Origin of the sequence: Gordonia sp. N1V (assembly GCF_029269935.1) — a bacterium.
Classification (GTDB): Bacteria; Actinomycetota; Actinomycetes; order Mycobacteriales; family Mycobacteriaceae; genus Gordonia; species Gordonia polyisoprenivorans.
In genome coordinates, this window is record NZ_JARJDD010000006.1 from 228,593 (window position 1) to 246,771 (window position 18,179).

Consider the following 18,179-nt stretch of genomic DNA (forward strand, 5'->3'; position numbering starts at 1 on the left):
GTGTCGATCAGGTTGCTCCGTACATGTTGGTGCGCACCGGTATCCCCGCGCGGGCCACGCCGATCCGCTCTGTGCGGATCTCACCTGCGGTGGCGACGCGACGCGCGCCCCGGGCGACGGCCTCACAGATTTCCCACATTGGAGGAATAACCATGAACGACCAACCCACCGCCAAGAAGACCTCGATCGATGATTCGGTCTTCACCCAACACGAATCCGAGGTCCGCAGTTACTGCCGCAGCTGGCCGACGGTGTTCGGCCAGGCTCGTGGGTCGTGGCTGACCGACACCAACGGCGACCGCTACCTGGACTTCTTCGCCGGGGCCGGTGCGCTCAACTACGGCCACAACAACCCGGTCCTCAAGTCCGCGTTGCTCGAATACATCGAATCCGACGGCATCACCCACGGTCTCGACATGGCCACCGTGGCCAAGGGTCGGCTGATCGAGGAGTTCACCTCCAAGATCCTCGCGCCGCGCGATCTGGACTACAAGATCCAGTTCCCGGGACCGACCGGCACCAACGCCGTCGAGTCGGCACTGAAGCTGGCCCGCAAGGTCACCGGCCGTGAATCGATCGTGAGTTTCACCAACGCGTTCCACGGCATGACCCTCGGCTCGCTGTCGGTGACCGGCAACTCGATGAAGCGCGCCGGCGCGGGTATCCCGCTCGTGCACGCGACCCCGATGCCGTTCGACAACTACCTCGGCGGGGCCGTCGAGGACTTCAGCTGGTTCGAGCGGGTGCTCGACGACTCCGGCAGCGGACTCAACCTGCCCGCGGCGGTCATCGTCGAGACCGTGCAGGGCGAGGGCGGTGTCAACGTCGCGCGCGCGGAGTGGTTGCGTGCGCTCTCCGAGCTCTGCCGGCGTCGCGACATCCTGCTGATCGTCGACGACGTGCAGATGGGCTGCGGCCGCACCGGTGAGTTCTTCTCCTTCGAAGAGGCCGGGATCAAGCCCGACATCGTCACGCTGTCCAAGTCGATCAGCGGATACGGGTTGCCGCTGGCACTCGTGCTCATCCGCCGCGACCTCGATGTGTGGTCGCCGGGCGAGCACAACGGCACCTTCCGCGGCAACAATCCCGCGTTCGTCACCGCGGCCAAGGCGATCGAGCACTACTGGTCCGACGATTCGCTCTCCCGTGACGTCCACATGAAGGGCCGACAGATCAACGAGGTGCTCTCCACGCTCGCCGCCCGGCACGAGGGCGTCTCGACCCGCGGCCGCGGCATGGCACGCGGACTGGTGTTCGCCGAGCCCGCCGACGCCGGCAAGGTGTGCGCCGCCGCCTTCGGCGCCGGCCTGCTCGCCGAGACCTCCGGTCCGTCCGACGAGGTCGTCAAACTCCTTCCGCCGCTGACCATTTCCACCGAGGATCTCGACCACGGGTTGGGGATCCTCGCCGATGCCACCGAGGAGGTGCTCGCATGATCGTCCGCACCACAGACGAGATCACCGGAACCGACCGAGACGTCGCCGACCCCAAGGGCAATTGGGTGTCCAAGCGCATCGTGCTCGGCGGAGACCGGGTCGGGTTCTCGTTCCACGAGACCACCATCAACGCCGGCAGTGTCAACGAATTCCACTACGCCAACCACATCGAGGCCGTATGGCTCGTCGAGGGCACCGGCACCCTGCTCGACCGGGAGACCGGCGAGACCTATCCCCTGGCTCCGGGCACGATGTATCTGCTCAACGGTCACGAGCGGCACACCGTCACCGCGCAGACGCAGATGCGCATGCTGTGCGTGTTCAATCCGCCGGTGGTCGGTACCGAGGTGCACGACGAGGACGGCGTTTACCCGCTGGTCACCGTGCCCGAACAGCCGTCCGGCAAGCACGCCGAGACCGCCGACGTCTGACACACCGGCCGTCACCGGTCGTCCACGAGTTGCCCGTGCACTCCCCTGCCGCTCACCGAGTGAGCATGCGGAGTGCGCGGGCAACTCGCGTGGTGGCCCTATCCTGGATGAGGTGCGTACCCGTCTGCAGATCGGCTGGACCCCCGCCGAACCGACCCCGCTCGAGGAGCGCCTCGATGTCGCCCTCGATCGGCTCTCGGCACTGCTCGACGGGGCCCGGATCACCGCCCTGACCGGCGCAGGCCTCTCCACCGACTCCGGTATCCCCGACTACCGCAGTCCCGGCGCGCCGGCCCGCACACCGATGACCGTGCAGATGTTCTTGTCCTCCCCGGAATTCCGCCGCCACTATTGGGCACGCAATCACCTCGGTTGGCGCCACATGGACGCCGCGACTCCCAACGCCGGTCATCATGCGCTCGCCGAACTCGGACGCCAGGGACGCCTCACCGGTGTCATCACCCAGAATGTCGACATGCTGCACACCAAGGCGCGAACCCGCCGGGTGGTCGAGTTGCACGGTTGTTACGGGCGAGTGCGCTGCCTGGACTGCGATGCGACCCTGTCGCGTCACCGGCTCGCGGAGATGCTCGAGGACCTCAACCCGGACTTCGCGGCCCGGGTGTCCGGCCGCGGTGCGATCGAGGTGGCCCCCGACGCCGACGTAGCACTCGACGACACCGCCGATTTCGTTGTCGCACCCTGCCCGCGATGCGGTGGCATCCTCAAACCCGACATCGTGTACTTCGGCGAGAACGCTTCGAGAGAACTTGTCGCACAATCGTTCGCGATGATCGACGAGAGCGATGCGCTGCTGGTCGCCGGGTCGTCGCTGACCGTGATGAGCGGATTGCGGTTCGCGCGGTACGCCCACCGCACCTCCAAGACGCTGGTGGTGGTCAATCGCGGTGCCACCCGTGCAGACCACATCGCCGATCTGAAGATCGACCACTTCTGCGGCGTCGTCCTGCCTGCCCTCTCACAGTGGGGACGAGCAGACCGGCTCACCGAACCGTCAGACGGGCACCAGGTCGTCGGCGTGGATCACCGGGCGCCGCAACTGTTCCGGTAGTTCTGAGGTCGAGCGACCCACCATCCGGGCGACATCGTCGGCCGCATAGGACGAGACCCCCCGTGCGTACACCGAACCGGCGGCGTCGACCAGTTCGACGACGTCGCCCTCGGAGAACCCGCCGCGCACCCCGATCACCCCGGCCGCCAGCAGTGAGCGCCTGCGCTTCACCACCGCGGCGACCGCGCCGTCGTCGATGGCGATCTGTCCGCGGGCGTCGGCGGCGTGGCGCACCCAGAATCGCCGCGACGACAGCCGGTCGGGGCGTGCGGCGAAGACCGTGCCGACCGACGCCGAGCCCAACGCCTGCGCGGCGTCGGCGGCCGCGGCGAGCAGCACCGGCACCCCGCCATCGGCGGCCAGACGGGCCGCGGCCAGCTTGGATGCCATCCCACCGGTCCCCAGCGCCCCACCGGATCCGGCGATCACCCCGTCGAGATCCTCGGGCCCGTTGACCTCCGAAAGGAATTGTGCGACAAGGCCGTCCGGTCCCGGCTTGCGGGGATCGCCGTCGTAGAGGCCGTCCACATCCGAGAGCAGCACGAGCGCGTCGGCACCGGCGAGGTGTGCCACCAGCGCCGCGAGCCGATCGTTGTCGCCGAACCGGATCTCGTTGGTGGCCACCGTGTCGTTCTCGTTGACGACGCCGACCGCCCCCAAGGAGCGCAGCCGGTCCAGCGTGCGTTGCGCGTTGGCATGGTGGGCGCGGTTGGAGATGTCGTCGGCGGTCAGGAGCACTTGTCCGACGGTCCGCCCGTATCGGGCGAAGCTGGTACCCCACGCGTGCGCGAGCGCGAGTTGTCCGACGCTCGCCGCAGCCTGTTTGGTCGCCAGGTCGGTGGGACGCTTCTTGAGCCCCAACGGGGCGATGCCCGCACCGATCGCTCCCGACGACACCACGATCACGTCCGACCCGGCCCGCATACGCGCCTCGAGTGCGTCGGTGAGCCGGTCGAGTCGATCCATGTCGAGACCGGTACCGAGGTCGGTCAGCGCCGACGATCCGATTTTGACGACGATGCTGCGCGCGTGGGCGATCCGTTCACGCACGTCGCTCATTACTCGTCGGCCTCCGTGTCGTCGGCCAAACCGCGCCGCACGCGTCGTGCCTGCTTGCGTTCGGCCGCACCCATCCGTTCGGATCGGTCGAGCCGAATGTCGGTGCCGCGCCCGGTGATCGGGACATCGTCGCCCATCGGGGTGGTCGGCTCCCAGTCGAAGGTCATGTCGCCGATGGTGACCGGCGCGCCGGGCCGCGCACCGAGGCGCATCAGCTCGTCCTCCACCCCGAGGCGATTGAGGCGATCGGCGAGGTAGCCGACGGCCTCGTCGTTGTCGAACTGTGTCTGCGCGATCCAACGTTCCGGGCGGGCACCGGTGACGACGAATCCACCGTCGATCGCCGGGTCCGGCGTCACCGCGAACTGTGCCTCGTCGATCGCCTTGGGGCGGATCACCGTTCGGCGGGCGGCGGGCTTCGGATGGGCTTCACGATACTGCGCCACCATGCGCGCGAGCGCGTTGGTCAACTCACGTAGCCCCTGGTGGGTGACCGCGGAAATTCGGTATACCGGCCAACCGCGCTGTGCCAGTTCGGGTTCGACGAGATCGGCGAGCTCTGCGGCATCGGGGACGTCGATTTTGTTCAGGATGACCACCCGCGGCCGCTCGGCGAGGTCTCCGAGCCCGTGGTCGGTGTCGAGGGCCGGCTGGTAGGCGGCGAGTTCGGCTTCGAGGGCGTCGATGTCGGACACCGGGTCACGCCCGGGTTCGAGGGTGGCGCAGTCGACCACATGCGCGAGGACCGCACACCGCTCGAGATGACGCAAGAAGTCCAGACCCAGGCCGCGTCCGGTGGAGGCGCCGGGGATCAGACCGGGGACGTCGGCGATGGTGAACACGTCACCGGCGGCCTGCACCACACCCAGATTGGGCTGCAGCGTGGTGAACGGGTAGTCGGCGATCTTCGGTTTGGCGGCCGAGAGTACCGACACCAGTGACGATTTGCCCGCGGACGGGAACCCGACCAGCCCGACGTCGGCGACCGACTTGAGCTCCAATACCAGGTCGCGGTGTTGCCCCTCCTCGCCGAGCAGCGCGAACCCCGGCGCCTTGCGCGCCCGGGATGCCAACGCGGCGTTACCGAGTCCGCCCCGACCGCCCTGGGCGGCGTCGAAGGTGGTGCCCGCACCGACGAGATCGGCCAGGATCGTGCCCGCCGCATCGAGGACGACGGTGCCGTCGGGAACGGCGAGCACGAGGTCCTCACCGTTCGCGCCGTCGCGGTTGTCACCCATTCCCGGTTTCCCGTTGCCGGCCTTGGCATGCGGACGGAAATGGAAATCCAGCAGGGTGTGGACCTGGGGATCGACGACCAGGCGCACCGAGCCGCCGTTACCACCGTCACCACCGTCGGGACCGCCGAGCGGCTTGAACTTCTCCCGGTGCACCGAGGAGCAGCCGTGGCCGCCGTTACCGGCGGCGACGTGGATGGTCACCCGGTCGACGAACCGCGACATGACGTTCCTTCCTTCTCGGGCGCGGCGAGGGGTCGACGCCCGGTGACAAACAACGGTGACAAACAACGGTGAAAAACAACAAGGGCGGGCCGGGTGCGTGATGCCCCTGCCCGCCCTGTCGAAGAGCTCTGGTGGTTCTCGTGAACCGCTCGGGTCAGGCCTGAGCGGTCTCCGGAACGATGTTCACGGTCTTGCGGCCACGCTTGGTGCCGAACTCGACCGCACCCGACGCGAGCGCGAACAGGGTGTCGTCGCCGCCACGGCCGACATTGACGCCGGGGTGGAACTTGGTGCCGCGCTGACGGATCAGGATCTCGCCGGCGCTGACCTGCTGGCCGCCGAAGCGCTTGACGCCGAGCCGCTGGGCGTTGGAATCGCGACCGTTGCGCGAGCTGGACGCGCCCTTCTTGTGTGCCATGTGTCAGTCCTCCTGGGGTAGCGCTGAGACGAGAATTACTTGATGCCGGTGACCTTGAGGACCGTCAGCTTCTGACGGTGACCCTGGCGCTTGTGGTAGCCGGTCTTGTTCTTGAACTTGTGGATGCGGATCTTCGGGCCCTTGACGTGCTCGACGATCTCGCCGGTGACCGAGATCTTCGCGAGCTTGTCGGCATCGGTGGTGAGCTCGGAGCCGTCGACGACCAGCGCCACCGGCAGGTTCACGGTGGTGCCCGGCTCGCTGTCGATCTTCTCGACCTTCACAATGTCGCCCTGAGCGACCTTGTACTGCTTACCGCCGGTCTTGACGATCGCGTACGTTGCCATCGAAGCTGTCCTCTTGTTCATCATCTCGGGCCGTGTCACGCATGTGCGTCCACGGGTGTGTGGGTGTGTGCATCCGGCGTGGGCCGTGCGAAACCCAGCGGCTACACCGGGATTGCATCAGATCACTCCGAAGGGCCTGCCGTGGAGGGAGTTCCCGGCCGGTGCCACCCCGTCCGGGATGGTGATCCCTTCGGGACTCGGCACAGCTCGAACCCTCCGCCAGAGGCGACCAATCAAGGTTACGGGAGCCGGTCCGGTCAGGTCAAACTCGCCTCACCGGGTCCGGTACCCGCCGCCGGGCCTACTCGTCGGCGGGCGGACCGGCCGGACGACCCGCAGCCCGACGCCGCGGCCGCTGCCGGACCGCGACAGCGGTATCGGCCGTCTCGGTGATCGGGCCGAACGTGGTCAGGGGCTTGGCCGGGGGCTTGACCGAGGCGTCCGCGACGACCATCGCCGGCGCCTCCGACGTCGTCGTCGGCGATGCGGCGCGACGTGCGGCGCGTCGCCTGCCCCGACGGGCCGACGCAGGTTGCGCCACATTCTCGGGTTCAGCGCTCACCGTGACCTCGCCGTTGGTCGATGCGCGCCCGGTGGCGTCGGTCGACGACACGGTGTCGGTGGCATCGTCTGTGTCGGTGGCACTCTCGGCCGCGGTGTCGGTTCCCTCCGAAGCCGCGACGTCGGCCTCCTCCGGTTCCGGTGTGTCGGTTCTCTCCGGAGCATTCTGCGGTCGGTGTCGAGAGGTCGTCGCGGCCTCGTGACCGTCATGATCCTCGTGGACCAGACCGTCATGATCCTCGTCGCCGTCGTGGGCGTGCGCCGCCATCGCCCGGAACATCGGGTGTTCGGCCGGATTGTGGGCGGGTTTGTGTTGCTCGGCGGGCTGCTCGGGCTTGCGCTTGCCGCGACGCGACTTCTTCGACCCGGCGTCGGCACGCCCCGCGTCGTCGGTCCGGACCTCCACCGGCGCGGAATGCACGATCACACCGCGGCCACCACAGGCGGCGCAGGTGGTCGAAAACGCTTCCAGCAGACCGGTTCCCAGTCGTTTGCGAGTCATCTGCACCAGGCCGAGCGAGGTCACCTCGGACACCTGGTGACGGGTGCGATCACGCGCCAGGGCCTCGGTGAGACGGCGCAACACCAGATCGCGGTTGGATTCGAGGACCATGTCGATGAAGTCGACGATGATCATGCCGCCGATGTCGCGAAGCCGCATCTGCCGCACGATCTCCTCGGCCGCCTCGAGGTTGTTACGGGTCACCGTCTCCTCGAGGTTGCCGCCTGCGCCGGTGAACTTGCCGGTGTTGACGTCGATGACCGTCATGGCCTCGGTGTGCTCGATGATCAGCGTGCCACCCGAGGGCAGCCAGACCTTGCGGTCGAGCGCCTTGGCGAGTTGCTCGTCGATCCGGTGCACCACGAAGGAGTCCGGCGCGTCGGCGTGGGAGCGCTCGAACTTCTCGACCCGCTCGAGCAGGTCGGGAGCGACCGAACTGACGTAGCCCTCCACGAGGTTCCACGCCTTGTCACCCTCGATGACGAGCTTGCGGAAGTCCTCGTTGAACAGGTCACGGACGACCCGCACCAGTAGGTCGGGTTCCTCGTACAGTGCCCGCGGATTCTGCGAGCCGTTGTTCTTCTTGCCGTCGGACTTCGCGTCGGAGACCGCGGACTCGATCGCCTTCCACTTGGACTCGAGACGTTCGATGTCGGCGGCGAGATCGTCGGCGCTGACCCCCTCCGATGCAGTGCGGATGATCACGCCGGCGTCGTCGGGGACGAGTTTGGCGAGGATCTGTTTGAGACGCTTGCGCTCGACGTCGGGCAGCTTGCGGCTGATGCCGGTCGACGAACCGCCCGGCACGTACACCAGATAACGCCCGGCCAGCGAGATCTGCGTCGTCAGACGAGCACCCTTGTGACCCACCGGGTCCTTGCTGACCTGCACGACCACGTTGTCACCGGGTGACAGTGCCTGCTCGATCTTGCGGGACCCGCCGTCGAGGCCCGCGGCATCCCAGTTGACCTCACCGGCGTAGAGGACACCGTTGCGTCCGCGTCCGATGTCGACGAACGCGGCCTCCATGCCGGGGAGCACATTCTGTACGCGTCCGAGATAGATGTTGCCGACCATCGACGACGACGTCTCGGTGGTGACGAAATGTTCGACGAGGACGCCGTCCTCGAGCACCGCGACCTGCGTGTAGTCCTCGATCGCCGCGGGATCGGCGTAATCGGTGGTGTGCAGCGAACTGTTGGCGCTGCGTTCACGCACCACCATGACCCGCTCGACGGCCTCGCGGCGCGCGAGGAACTCCGACTCACTCAGGATCGGTGGCCGACGGCGACCGGCGTCGCGGCCGTCCCGACGACGCTGACGCTTGGCCTCGAGCCGCGTCGACCCGGAGATGCCCTGCACCTCGTCGCGGACCCGCTTGCTGCGCGGCTCACGCTCGTGCACCACGGTGTTCGGCGGATCATCGGCTGCCACATCCTCGGCCTCGCCGCCACCCTTGCGTCGACGCCGGCGACGGCGCCGCTTGGAGGTCGGCACCGTGGAATCGTCGGCATCATCCGACTCGTCGTCGGTATCGGCGTCCTCGGCGGACTCCGCCGTGTCATCGTCGGCAGGGTTCTTGTCGTCACCCTTGCCCCTGGCCTTGTCGGCTCCGCCCCGGTCAGGCCCCGATCCGTCGCTTCCGGAGCCGTCGGCTTTCGATCCGTCGGCCTTGGTGCCGTCCTTCTTGCCGGACTTCTTCCCCGATTTCTTGCCGGATCCCGACTGCTGCTTGTCGGCCGACGATGTACCGGTCGCACCGGAGTCGTCGGACGAATCGGCGGAGTCGCCCTCACGCGACGACAGATCGGTGGAATCGGAGTCGTCGTCCTGCGATCCGGAGTCCTCCGGCGAGTCCGTACGATCGGCCTGATCGCCGCGACCGCGACCGCGACCGCGACGTCCACGCCGGCGCCTGCGGTTACGCCCGCCTTCACCCGACGAATCGTCCTCGGAACCGTCGTCGTCGGACTGATCATCGGTATCGGTGGCGGTATCCGCCCGGGCCGACGATTCGGTCTTCGCCGATTCGGTCTTCGTGGAGTCGGTCTTCGTGGAGTCTGGGCTCGAAGTGCGTGCCGATCGGGACGGCGCGGGAGTCGAGGTGTCCGGCTGCAGGAACAAGGGGCCCGCCGCGACCTCACCGGTCGCCTGGACCGGCGCATGACTGTCGACGTCGGCCGCGGAGAACAACATCGGCACGTCCGACTGTGGCGGCGCTGCTGTGTCGGGCGCTGCAGTGTCATCGGCCGGCGACTCGGATGTCGCTGCCTCACCCGCCGGAGTCTCTTCGGCAGGCGTGTCTTCGGCCGGTGTCTCTTCGGCGGGGGCTTCCGCCACCTCGGTGTCGGCAACAGCGGTCTCGGCCACAGCGGTCTCGGCCACATCGGACTCGGTGACGGAGGCCACCGGCTCCTCCACCGCGGCCACGGTCGGCTCCGCGTGCGGGGCCTCGACCTGGGTTGCCTCGGCCGGCGGTGTGGCCGCGTCGGTGGGCGGCTCGGTCTCGCGCACGCGTTGCGCGACCGCCTGTGCCATCTCCCGCTCGACGCTCGATTGCGGGCTACGGGTGTGCCAGCCCAACTCGGCGAGGTGCGCGAGCACCTGGCGACTGGTCAGGCCGAGCACTCGGGCGAGTGCGTGCACACGAAGCTTGCTGGGAAATTCTTCCACCGGATCCGACGCTGAGTTCGCGTCAGCCGGTGACCCGTTGTCGGTCACTCGTGTCTCCTCGAACCCCCGGGCGCGTCCATACGACGCGGCCACGCGAGGGCCTCTGCTGTGTGTCCCGGCCTTCGGCCGGTGTTGTGTGGTCTGCGCGCCCCCTCGGCTCGATCGGAGCTGCAGGGCGCTCTTGCTGGGTCGATGGGTTACGGCGGTCCACCCTCCACGCCATCACGAAGGCTGTGGCCTGCCGGCGGATCGCCGTCGGCGACCCACCGCAATGGGGAGGGCGGGTGGGCGGGCACTCACCGTCCCGGTCATCTCGACCGGGACTTTCGTGCTGGTCCGACCCGTTTCCGAACGTCATCGGCGTTGTCATGGACAAAGTGTGTCCGTGATAACCCCACAAGTATCCCACACCGCGGGCCGACGCCGGCACTCATGTGGGTGCACGCGCGTCGGCCCGGGAGGTTGCGAGGGTCAGGCGTCGAGGTCGGGGAACCAGATCGCGATCTCCCGCTCGGCCGATTCGGGAGAATCCGAGCCGTGGACGAGATTGTTCTGGGTGCTCAGCGCGAAATCCCCACGGATGGTCCCCGGTACCGCCTTCTCGACGGGGTCGGTGCCGCCGGCGATCTGCCGCCAGGCGGCAACCGCGCGCGGTCCCTCGACGACGGCGGCAACGAGCGGCGCCGAGGTGATGAACTCCAGCAGTGCCGGGAAGAAGGGCTTGCCCTCGTGTTCGGCGTAGTGCCGGCGGGCCAGCTCGTCGTCGACCGTCTTGAGTTCGAGCGCCACGAGGGTCAGGCCCTTGCGTTCGATACGGGCGAGGATGTCGCCCACCAGGGCGCGGGCAACACCGTCGGGCTTGATCAGTACCAGTGTCCGTTCAGTCACGAGCACACCTTATCGGCGCGGCGGTCGCACTCCTACGGGCAGTACTGCCCCGACACGGCGTAGAAGCCGTAATCGAACAACCCACCCGAGGTCGATCGCGGATCGACGATCACCTGCACGCATCCCTTCGGGTCGGCCAGCGCACCCTTGACGGCCAGATCGAGGTTCTTGGCCAGCGCCATGTTCGCCGGACGGTACTGCTCCGGAACCGGCAGAGCGGCGATCGCCTCGGCGGTCTTCATCGACGCCATGCGCTTGGTGAGGTCGTGGGTGGCGAGGTAACCGAAGGAACCGGTGGGCACAGGCATCGGCGGTCCGGCCTCGGGGACGTCGACGAGGAGTACCTGCGTGTTGGGAGCCGGCTGGGCCGGTGTGGGCGCCGCCGACGACGGACCCGCTGTGGTCATGACCGCGGTACCGGCTGCCGCCACCGCCAGGAGCGCGAGGGCGCCGTGTCTGGCGACCGACCGTGCCCGGGTCTCGTTGCTGGTGCGGTGACAGGCGCGGTCGATGATCACGCGGCTCCTTCTGGGTTGTGTTGTGGTGCGGCGGAGACGAGGCGCCGCCGCAGCCGGATGCAGGTCGGCCGGAGTCGTCGAGGATATCGCCGACCACTCGACGGTCTCGACCCGACAGGGTCTGGTGAGTGATCGATAAGGGAATCGCGGGCCCCGGCGCGACTTCGCGTAATTCTGCAAGAGGACTGAGCGCGAGAACACCCCATCGAGGTCACGATTGGGCACCGATCGTCGGCCGAACGGACGACACGCGCCCGAGGGCGCGGTCAGGCGAAGTGAACGATGCTGATCGCGCCGGCCAGAACGCAATAGACCACGAACGGGTACAGCGTGCGGGTGTGGAACCAGCGGGCGAGAAAGGCCACGGCCGCGAGCGCCGCGACGAACGCGCAGAGCGAACCCACGAGGACCTGCCCACCGATGCCGTGTCCCTCGGGCCCGAACAACTCCGGGATCTTCAGCAGGCCGGCCGCCAAGATGACGGGGGTGGCCAGCAGGAACGCGAACTTCGCCGCGTCCTCGTGCACCAGGCGGCGCAGGAGACCACCGGAGATCGTCACACCGGATCGGGAGATGCCCGGGAGCAGCGCCAGGATCTGGCATGCGCCGATGCCGACGGCCTCCCACATCGTCAGCGACGTCATCGCCCGATCATTGCCGGAGGGCTGCGCGGCGTGGCGTCCGGCGGCTGTGCGACGGCGTCCGGCGGCTGTGCGACGCCGCAGCAGTTCGGCCGTCAGCAGCACGAGACCGTTGAGGAACAAGAAGATCGACGCGGCGAGCGGGGTGGCGAACACCACCCGCAGCGGTTTCTCGGCGATCAGACCGACGATCCCCACCGGGATCGTGCCGACGATGATCAGCCACGCCAGGCGCGCGTCGTCACCCTCGATGGAACGGTGCCGCAGCGACGAGATGAACCCACCCACGATTCGGACCCAGTCGCGCCAATAGAACAGAACGAGCGCCACGGCGGTCGCGACGTGCAGCGCCACGACGAACGCCAGGAACGGAGTGTGTCCGGCGCTGTCGGATTCGGTGACCAACTTCTCCCAATCACCCCCGAGCCAGGCGGGAACCAGGATCGAATGCCCCAGGCTCGAGACCGGGAACAACTCGGTCACACCTTGCAACAGACCCATCACAATGGCCTGGGGATAGGTCAGATCGCTCACCGTTGGCTCATCCTCTCGTCATCTCGACGCGCCAACAGTACCCAACGGCGACCGACGAAACACGTTGCGCCACAGAGAATTACGGACATTTCTGGCAGATCGGCCGGGGTGACGCGGCGACCGTCACGAGTCGATCGGCTCCTGACCGGCCAACCGCCCCTCCCGCATACGTCGGGCGACATCGGCGCGGACATAGCGGATGTAGAGCCATACGAACAGGAACAACAGCCCGACGATGGCGATCGACCAGTGGAATACCCCACCGATGATCACCAGGATCTGCAGGCCGATGTCGATCTCGAGAGCCCGCCGTCGCCCCTGCATCCCGCAGGCGAGGATCATCAGGAGCGTGACCACGCCGAGGTAGATCCCGGACACCCAGGTCAGTCCCGGACCGATCTTCGCGACGATCGGAAAGGTGAGGACCATGACGATGACCTCGAGGACCAGCGTGCCGGCCATGACGCCGCGCAGGCCGCGCCAGGGATCGGTGGCCGGCGCGGTGAAGCCGGGATGCTCACTCATGCGGGCTCCTTGCCGAAAAGGGTTCGCCCGGCGCCTGCGGTGACCACCGAACCGGTGATGATCACACCCGCCCCGGACACCGGCTCGCCGTCGGATTCCTCGGCGAGCGCGATGGCCGCGGCCACCGCGTCGGGCAGGAACGGCTCGACGGTGACACGGTCCTCGCCGAAGATCTCGCGGGCGATCTCGGCCAGATCCTCGGCGTCGAGCGCCCGCGGTGAGCCGTTGTTGGTGACGACGACGTGATCGAGGACGGGCTCGAGCGCGGCCAGTACCCCTTCGGCGTCCTTGTCCCCGAGCACACCGACGACCCCGACGAGCCGCCGGAAATCGAATTCGTCGGTCAACGCGTGCGCGAGCGCCGCCGCGCCATGCGGATTGTGCGCGGCGTCGACGAACACGCTCGGCGCGCTGCGCACCCGCTCGAGCCGTCCCGGGCTGCTGACGGAGGCGAAACCCGCACGGACGGCGTCGATGTCGAGCTGGCGGTCGGGCCCGGCACCGAAGAACGCCTCGACCGCGGCGAGTGCGAGCGCGGCGTTGGCGGCCTGATGCTCGCCGTGCAGCGGCAAGAAGACTTCTTCGTAGACACCGCCGAGCCCCTGGATGCGCAGCATCTGCCCGCCGACGGCGGTGACCGCGTCGAGGACCGCGAATTCGGAGTTCTGCCGGGCGACGATCGTGCCCTTGTCCACACTCTCGCGCAGCAGCACGTCCATCACCTCCGGCTGCTGTGGGGCGATGACGGTCACCGGATCGGTCACGACGAGATCGTCCTTGGCGCGCTTGATGATCCCGGCCTTCTCCCCTGCGATCGCTGCCAGCGAGTCACCGAGGTAATCGGCGTGATCCATCGCGATCGGGGTGATCACCGCGACCGCACCGTCGACGACGTTGGTCGCATCCCAGCGGCCACCCATTCCGGTCTCGACGACGGCCACATCGATGGGAGCCTCGGCGAAGTAGGCGTAGGCGATCGCGGTGAGCACCTCGAACTTACTCATCCGTGGACCCTCGGCGGCGGTCGACGAGTCGTCGACCATGGTGATGTACGGCTCGAGATCGCGGTAGGTGTCGATGTAGGCGCGCGCCGAGATGGGTTGTCCGTCAACGGCGATCCGCTCGGTCACCCGCTGCAGATGCGGGCTGGTGATGCGTCCGGTGCGCCGGTGCAACGCGACGAGCAGCGCGTCGATCATCCGGGTCACCGACGTCTTGCCGTTGGTCCCGGCGACGTGGATCGCCGGGTAGGCGTGCTGCGGCGAACCGAGCAGATCCATCAACGCCGCGATGCGCGTCAGCGACGGCTCGATCTTCGTCTCGGGCCAGCGCGTATCGAGGTCGGCCTCCACCTCGGCGAGTTCGGCGAGGTCGGCCGCACTGTCCCCCGCGGTCAGCGGCGCACGATCGCGGGCGTCGGCGGCGGTTTCCTCGTCGTCGGTCAGCAGGGAGGCGAGATCCATCCGGTCGGGAGCGACGTCGTCGGGTCCGAAGTCGTCAGGTTCGGGGTCGTCGGGTCCGGGGTCGTCGGGCTCGATGTCACCCGCATCCTCCCACCCGGCGAAGTCGGCGGCGGTGAAGATCGGTTCGTCGTCGGAGCCGTCGGCCGCATCGTCGTGGTCGGGGTCGGACCCGTTGTGGCGGGTCACGATCTGCCCAGCGATGCCAGTTTGGCGGTGAGCCGCTGCACCTCTTCGCCGGCGATCTGTTGGCGCGCGCGGATCTTTTCCACCACTGCCTCCGGCGCCTTCGCGAGGAACTGCTCGTTGCCCAACTTCGCGGTGGTCTGAGCCAGTTCTTTCTCCGCGGCGGCGAGATCCTTCTCCGCACGCTTCCGCTCGGCCTCCACGTCGACGGTGCCCGACGTGTCGATCTCGACCTTGACCGTTGCCGCACTCAGGCGCACCTCGAGGTCGGCGGTCGCGGCGAACTCCGCTCCCGGCTCCTCCAGCCGGGCCAGCGCGGCCATGTATCCGGTGAGTCCGGCCAATCCGGCGTCGTCGAGGTGGGCGAACCGCACCGGCACCTTCTGCCCCGGTTTGAGCCCCTGATCGCTGCGGAAGCGTCGGACCTCGGTGATCAGCTTCTGCAGATCCTCCACTGCGGTCGCCGCCTCGGTGTCGGTCGGTCGGCCCGAAGCCATCGGCCACGGCGCGATCACCAACGACTCGCCGCCGGTCAACGACGTCCACAGGACCTCGGTGACGAACGGCATCACCGGTGAGAGTGCGCGCAACAACGGGTCGAGTACCGCGCCGAGGACCAGACGTGTTGTCTGCGAACGCTTCTCGTCGTTATCTGCGAACTGCACCTTGGCCAGTTCCAGATACCAGTCGCAGAACTCGTCCCAGGCGAAGTGATAGAGCGCCTCACAGGCCTTGGAGAACTCGTACGACTCGAAGCCCGCGTCGACCTCGGCGAGCACCTCGTCGAGGCGCGACAGGATCCACCGGTCGGCGATCGTCAGATCCGCCGGGGCCGGCAGTTCGCCGAGCTCGGCCCCGTTCATCAGCGCGAACTTGGTCGCGTTGAACAGCTTGGTCGCGAAGTTGCGCGAGGACTGCGCGTGGTCCTCGCCGACGGAGATGTCGCTGCCCGGATTCGCCCCGCGCGCCAGCGTGAAACGCAACGCATCGGCGCCGAACCTCTCGACCCAGTCCAGCGGATCGATGCCGTTGCCCTTGGACTTGCTCATCTTGCGGCCGTGCTCATCGCGCACGAGGCCGTGCAGGAACAGATTGTGGAACGGCACGCGGCGCTGCGGCCCGAGGTCGGCACCGACGTAGGTGCCGAACATCATCATCCGCGCCACCCAGAAGAACAGGATGTCGTATCCGGTGACGAGAACCGAAGTGGGATAGAACTTCTCGAGGTCGGCGGTCTGCTCGGGCCAGCCCAGGGTGGAGAACGGCCACAGCCCCGAGGAGAACCAGGTGTCGAGGACGTCGGTCTCCTGGGTGTATCCGACGGGCGGTGCCTCGTCGGGTCCGACGCACACCACCTCGCCGTCGGGGCCGTACCAGATCGGGATCCGGTGGCCCCACCACAGCTGCCGAGAGATGCACCAGTCGTGCATGTTGTCGACCCAGCCGAACCAGCGCGGCTCCATCGACGACGGGTGGATCACCGTCGACCCGTCGCGGACGGCATCGCCGGCGGCCTTGGCCAGGGGTTCGACCTTGACCCACCACTGCATCGACAACCGCGGCTCGATCGGCTCACCGGTGCGCTCGGAATGTCCGACGCTGTGCAGGTAGGGCCGGACCTCCTTGACGATGCGTCCCTGCTCGGCGAGGGCCTCGCGCACCTTGACCCGCGCTTCGAAGCGGTCCATGCCGTCGAATTGCGTTCCGGTGCCGTATATCCGGGCTTCCTCATCGAGGATGGTCGGCATCGGGAGGTCGTGGCGCTGGCCGATCGCGAAGTCGTTGGGGTCGTGGGCGGGGGTGATCTTGACCGCGCCACTGCCGAACTCCGGGTCCACGTAGTCGTCGGCGATGACCGGGATGGTGCGCTCGACGAAGGGGTGGGCCAATTCGGTCCCGATCAGGTGCGCATAGCGTTCGTCGTCGGGGTGCACCGCGATCGCGGTGTCGCCGAGCATCGTCTCCAGGCGCGTGGTGGCCACCACGATGTGGGGCTCGGCGTCGTCGAGCGAGCCGTAGCGGAAGCTGACCAGTTCGCCCTCGACGTCGGCGTAGCTGACCTCGATGTCGCTGACGGCGGTCTTGAGGACCGGCGACCAGTTCACCAGGCGTTCGGCCTGGTAGATGAGCCCGTCGTCGTACATCTTCTTGAACATCGTCTGCACTGCACGCGACAGTCCGTCGTCCATGGTGAAGCGTTCCCGGCTCCAGTCGACGCTGTCACCGAGTCGGCGCATCTGCTCGCCGATGTTGCCGCCGATCGCGGCCTTCTCGGTCCACACGCGATCGATGAACGCCTCGCGGCCGAGGTCGTCGCGGGTCAGACCCTCACCGGCGAGTTTGCGTTCGACCATGGTCTGCATGGCGATCGCCGCGTGGTCCATTCCGGGCAGCCAGAGCACCTCGTAGCCCTGCATCCGACGGCGCCGCGAGAGCGCATCCATCAGGACGTGCTCGTAGGCGTGCCCCATGTGCAGGGAGCCGTTGACGTTGGGCGGCGGGATGACGATCGAGAACGGTGGCTTCTCACCGGCCGCGTCCGCGGTGAAATAGCCTGCGTCCACCCATCGCTGGTACAGCGCTGCCTCATGTTCGGCGGGGTCCCAGGACTTCGGCAGCTCGCGGGATGAATCGGGTGTGGTCACCCCCCAATCTTAGGGAATGCTGCCGACGCTCCCGCGCCCCCTGCCCGCCGCGGCGGGTGCGCACCGCCGCGGCGCCACCGCGTGGTCGCTACGGCGCGAGCGCGCGCAGGCGGTGAAGGTCCTCGGGAGCGTTGACGTTGATCAGCCATGACGGGTCGCTCACCGTGATCCGGCGGGTCACCAGGGCATCGAGCGCTGCGGTCATCCGTCGCTCACCGGACTCGACCAGAGCGGCCACCGTGCTTGCGGTGCCCACCCGATAGATGGCCGCCATGGGGTGATCACGGTCGGCGTCGTGGGCGACGACCGCCTCGGTCGATTCGGTCATGGCCGCCGACAGTTCGGCCACCAGCCCCGGTGCGATCATCGGCATGTCGGTGGCGCACACGAACGCCATCTCGGCACCGTGCTCACCGGCGGTCGCCAACCCGGCCGCAAGACCGCCGAGCGGTCCTGCCCCTTGCTGCTCACCGGTGACCCACTGGGCCGGCGGACCACCCGTGCCATGCAGTTCCTGATACGCCGGGGAGCCGGTGGACGCGGCGACGAACACCCCGCGGTCGCAGCAGCCGTTGAGGACCTCGACGATGCTTGCCAGCATCGGCTGTCCTTCCCAATCCATCGCCGCCTTGTTGTGGCCCATTCGCCTGGAGCGTCCGCCGGCCAGGACCAGTCCGGCCAGATGTCGATCGTTCGTCTGCGCTGTCATGGGTCCAGTCTGGGCGATGACCACCGCGCCTGGTGTCGAGATCGCGATACCGGTGTCGCCCAACGGGAATTGAGCCCAACGGAATTGGGCCCGGTGGAGTTCAGCCCAGTGGGA

At 67.9% G+C, this 18,179-nt stretch carries 16 protein-coding genes; 3 read left to right on the forward strand and 13 right to left on the reverse strand.

What is annotated here, in order from left to right:
* Positions 1 to 7: 7 nt before the first annotated feature.
* Positions 8 to 154, reverse strand: coding sequence for a hypothetical protein (locus P3L18_RS10690; protein WP_155828369.1), 147 nt, complete (start codon positions 152 to 154; stop codon positions 8 to 10).
* Between P3L18_RS10690 and ectB the strand changes: the two genes are divergently transcribed.
* The 3 genes from ectB (at position 153) to P3L18_RS10705 (ending at position 2,939) form a co-directional block, all read left to right on the forward strand.
* Entirely contained in the window at positions 153 to 1,436 is a 1,284-nt protein-coding gene (gene ectB / locus P3L18_RS10695) for a diaminobutyrate--2-oxoglutarate transaminase (RefSeq protein ID WP_006371280.1), read from the forward strand. The genes P3L18_RS10690 and ectB overlap by 2 nt on opposite strands.
* The gene (locus P3L18_RS10700; RefSeq protein WP_006371279.1) at positions 1,433 to 1,867 is read left to right on the forward strand and encodes an ectoine synthase; all 435 of its coding nucleotides are present in this window, start codon (positions 1,433 to 1,435) and stop codon (positions 1,865 to 1,867) included. Before ectB ends, P3L18_RS10700 begins: the two co-directional genes overlap by 4 nt.
* A 112-nt stretch (positions 1,868 to 1,979) precedes the next feature.
* Positions 1,980 to 2,939: a Sir2 family NAD-dependent protein deacetylase gene (locus P3L18_RS10705; RefSeq protein WP_276114055.1), complete on the forward strand. Its 960-nt coding sequence runs from the start codon at positions 1,980 to 1,982 to the stop codon at positions 2,937 to 2,939.
* Here the strand turns inward: P3L18_RS10705 and proB are convergent.
* The 12 genes from proB to P3L18_RS10765 form a co-directional block, all read right to left on the reverse strand.
* Positions 2,883 to 3,998, reverse strand: a complete 1,116-nt coding sequence (gene proB / locus P3L18_RS10710; RefSeq protein ID WP_276114056.1) for a glutamate 5-kinase — start codon at positions 3,996 to 3,998, stop codon at positions 2,883 to 2,885. The two genes, P3L18_RS10705 and proB, sit on opposite strands and share 57 nt — an antisense overlap.
* Complete coding sequence (obgE, locus tag P3L18_RS10715) at positions 3,998 to 5,458, reverse strand: GTPase ObgE (protein WP_006371276.1); 1,461 nt, start codon at positions 5,456 to 5,458, stop codon at positions 3,998 to 4,000. The genes proB and obgE overlap by 1 nt, the downstream gene beginning before the upstream one ends.
* Positions 5,459 to 5,612: 154 nt before the next feature.
* Positions 5,613 to 5,876: a 50S ribosomal protein L27 gene (gene rpmA, locus P3L18_RS10720; RefSeq protein WP_006371275.1), complete on the reverse strand. Its 264-nt coding sequence runs from the start codon at positions 5,874 to 5,876 to the stop codon at positions 5,613 to 5,615.
* Between the two features lie 35 nt (positions 5,877 to 5,911).
* Positions 5,912 to 6,223 carry a 50S ribosomal protein L21 gene (gene rplU / locus P3L18_RS10725; RefSeq protein WP_006371274.1) on the reverse strand — a complete coding sequence of 104 codons (312 nt, stop codon included), beginning with the start codon at positions 6,221 to 6,223 and terminating at the stop codon, positions 5,912 to 5,914.
* Positions 6,224 to 6,524: 301 nt separating this feature from the next.
* Positions 6,525 to 10,007, reverse strand: coding sequence for a translation initiation factor IF-2 N-terminal domain-containing protein (locus P3L18_RS10730; protein WP_276114057.1), 3,483 nt, complete (start codon positions 10,005 to 10,007; stop codon positions 6,525 to 6,527).
* Between the two features lie 423 nt (positions 10,008 to 10,430).
* Positions 10,431 to 10,847, reverse strand: a complete 417-nt coding sequence (gene ndk / locus P3L18_RS10735; RefSeq protein WP_006371272.1) for a nucleoside-diphosphate kinase — start codon at positions 10,845 to 10,847, stop codon at positions 10,431 to 10,433.
* 32 nt (positions 10,848 to 10,879) lie between these two features.
* Positions 10,880 to 11,365, reverse strand: a complete 486-nt coding sequence (locus tag P3L18_RS10740; RefSeq protein ID WP_276114058.1) for a hypothetical protein — start codon at positions 11,363 to 11,365, stop codon at positions 10,880 to 10,882.
* Between the two features lie 266 nt (positions 11,366 to 11,631).
* Positions 11,632 to 12,540, reverse strand: a complete 909-nt coding sequence (locus tag P3L18_RS10745) for an undecaprenyl-diphosphate phosphatase (protein WP_276114059.1) — start codon at positions 12,538 to 12,540, stop codon at positions 11,632 to 11,634.
* A gap of 123 nt (positions 12,541 to 12,663) precedes the next feature.
* Positions 12,664 to 13,065 (reverse strand): DUF4233 domain-containing protein, encoded by a 402-nt coding sequence (locus tag P3L18_RS10750; protein WP_006371269.1) that lies wholly within the window; start codon positions 13,063 to 13,065, stop codon positions 12,664 to 12,666.
* Positions 13,062 to 14,528 (reverse strand): folylpolyglutamate synthase/dihydrofolate synthase family protein, encoded by a 1,467-nt coding sequence (locus tag P3L18_RS10755; protein WP_253193924.1) that lies wholly within the window; start codon positions 14,526 to 14,528, stop codon positions 13,062 to 13,064. Before P3L18_RS10755 ends, P3L18_RS10750 begins: the two co-directional genes overlap by 4 nt.
* Positions 14,529 to 14,710: 182 nt before the next feature.
* Complete coding sequence (locus tag P3L18_RS10760) at positions 14,711 to 17,356, reverse strand: valine--tRNA ligase (RefSeq protein WP_276114060.1); 2,646 nt, start codon at positions 17,354 to 17,356, stop codon at positions 14,711 to 14,713.
* A gap of 88 nt (positions 17,357 to 17,444) precedes the next feature.
* On the reverse strand, positions 17,445 to 18,065 hold the full coding sequence (locus P3L18_RS10765; protein ID WP_276114061.1) for a molybdenum cofactor guanylyltransferase: 621 nt from the start codon (positions 18,063 to 18,065) through the stop codon (positions 17,445 to 17,447).
* Positions 18,066 to 18,179 lie beyond the last annotated feature (114 nt).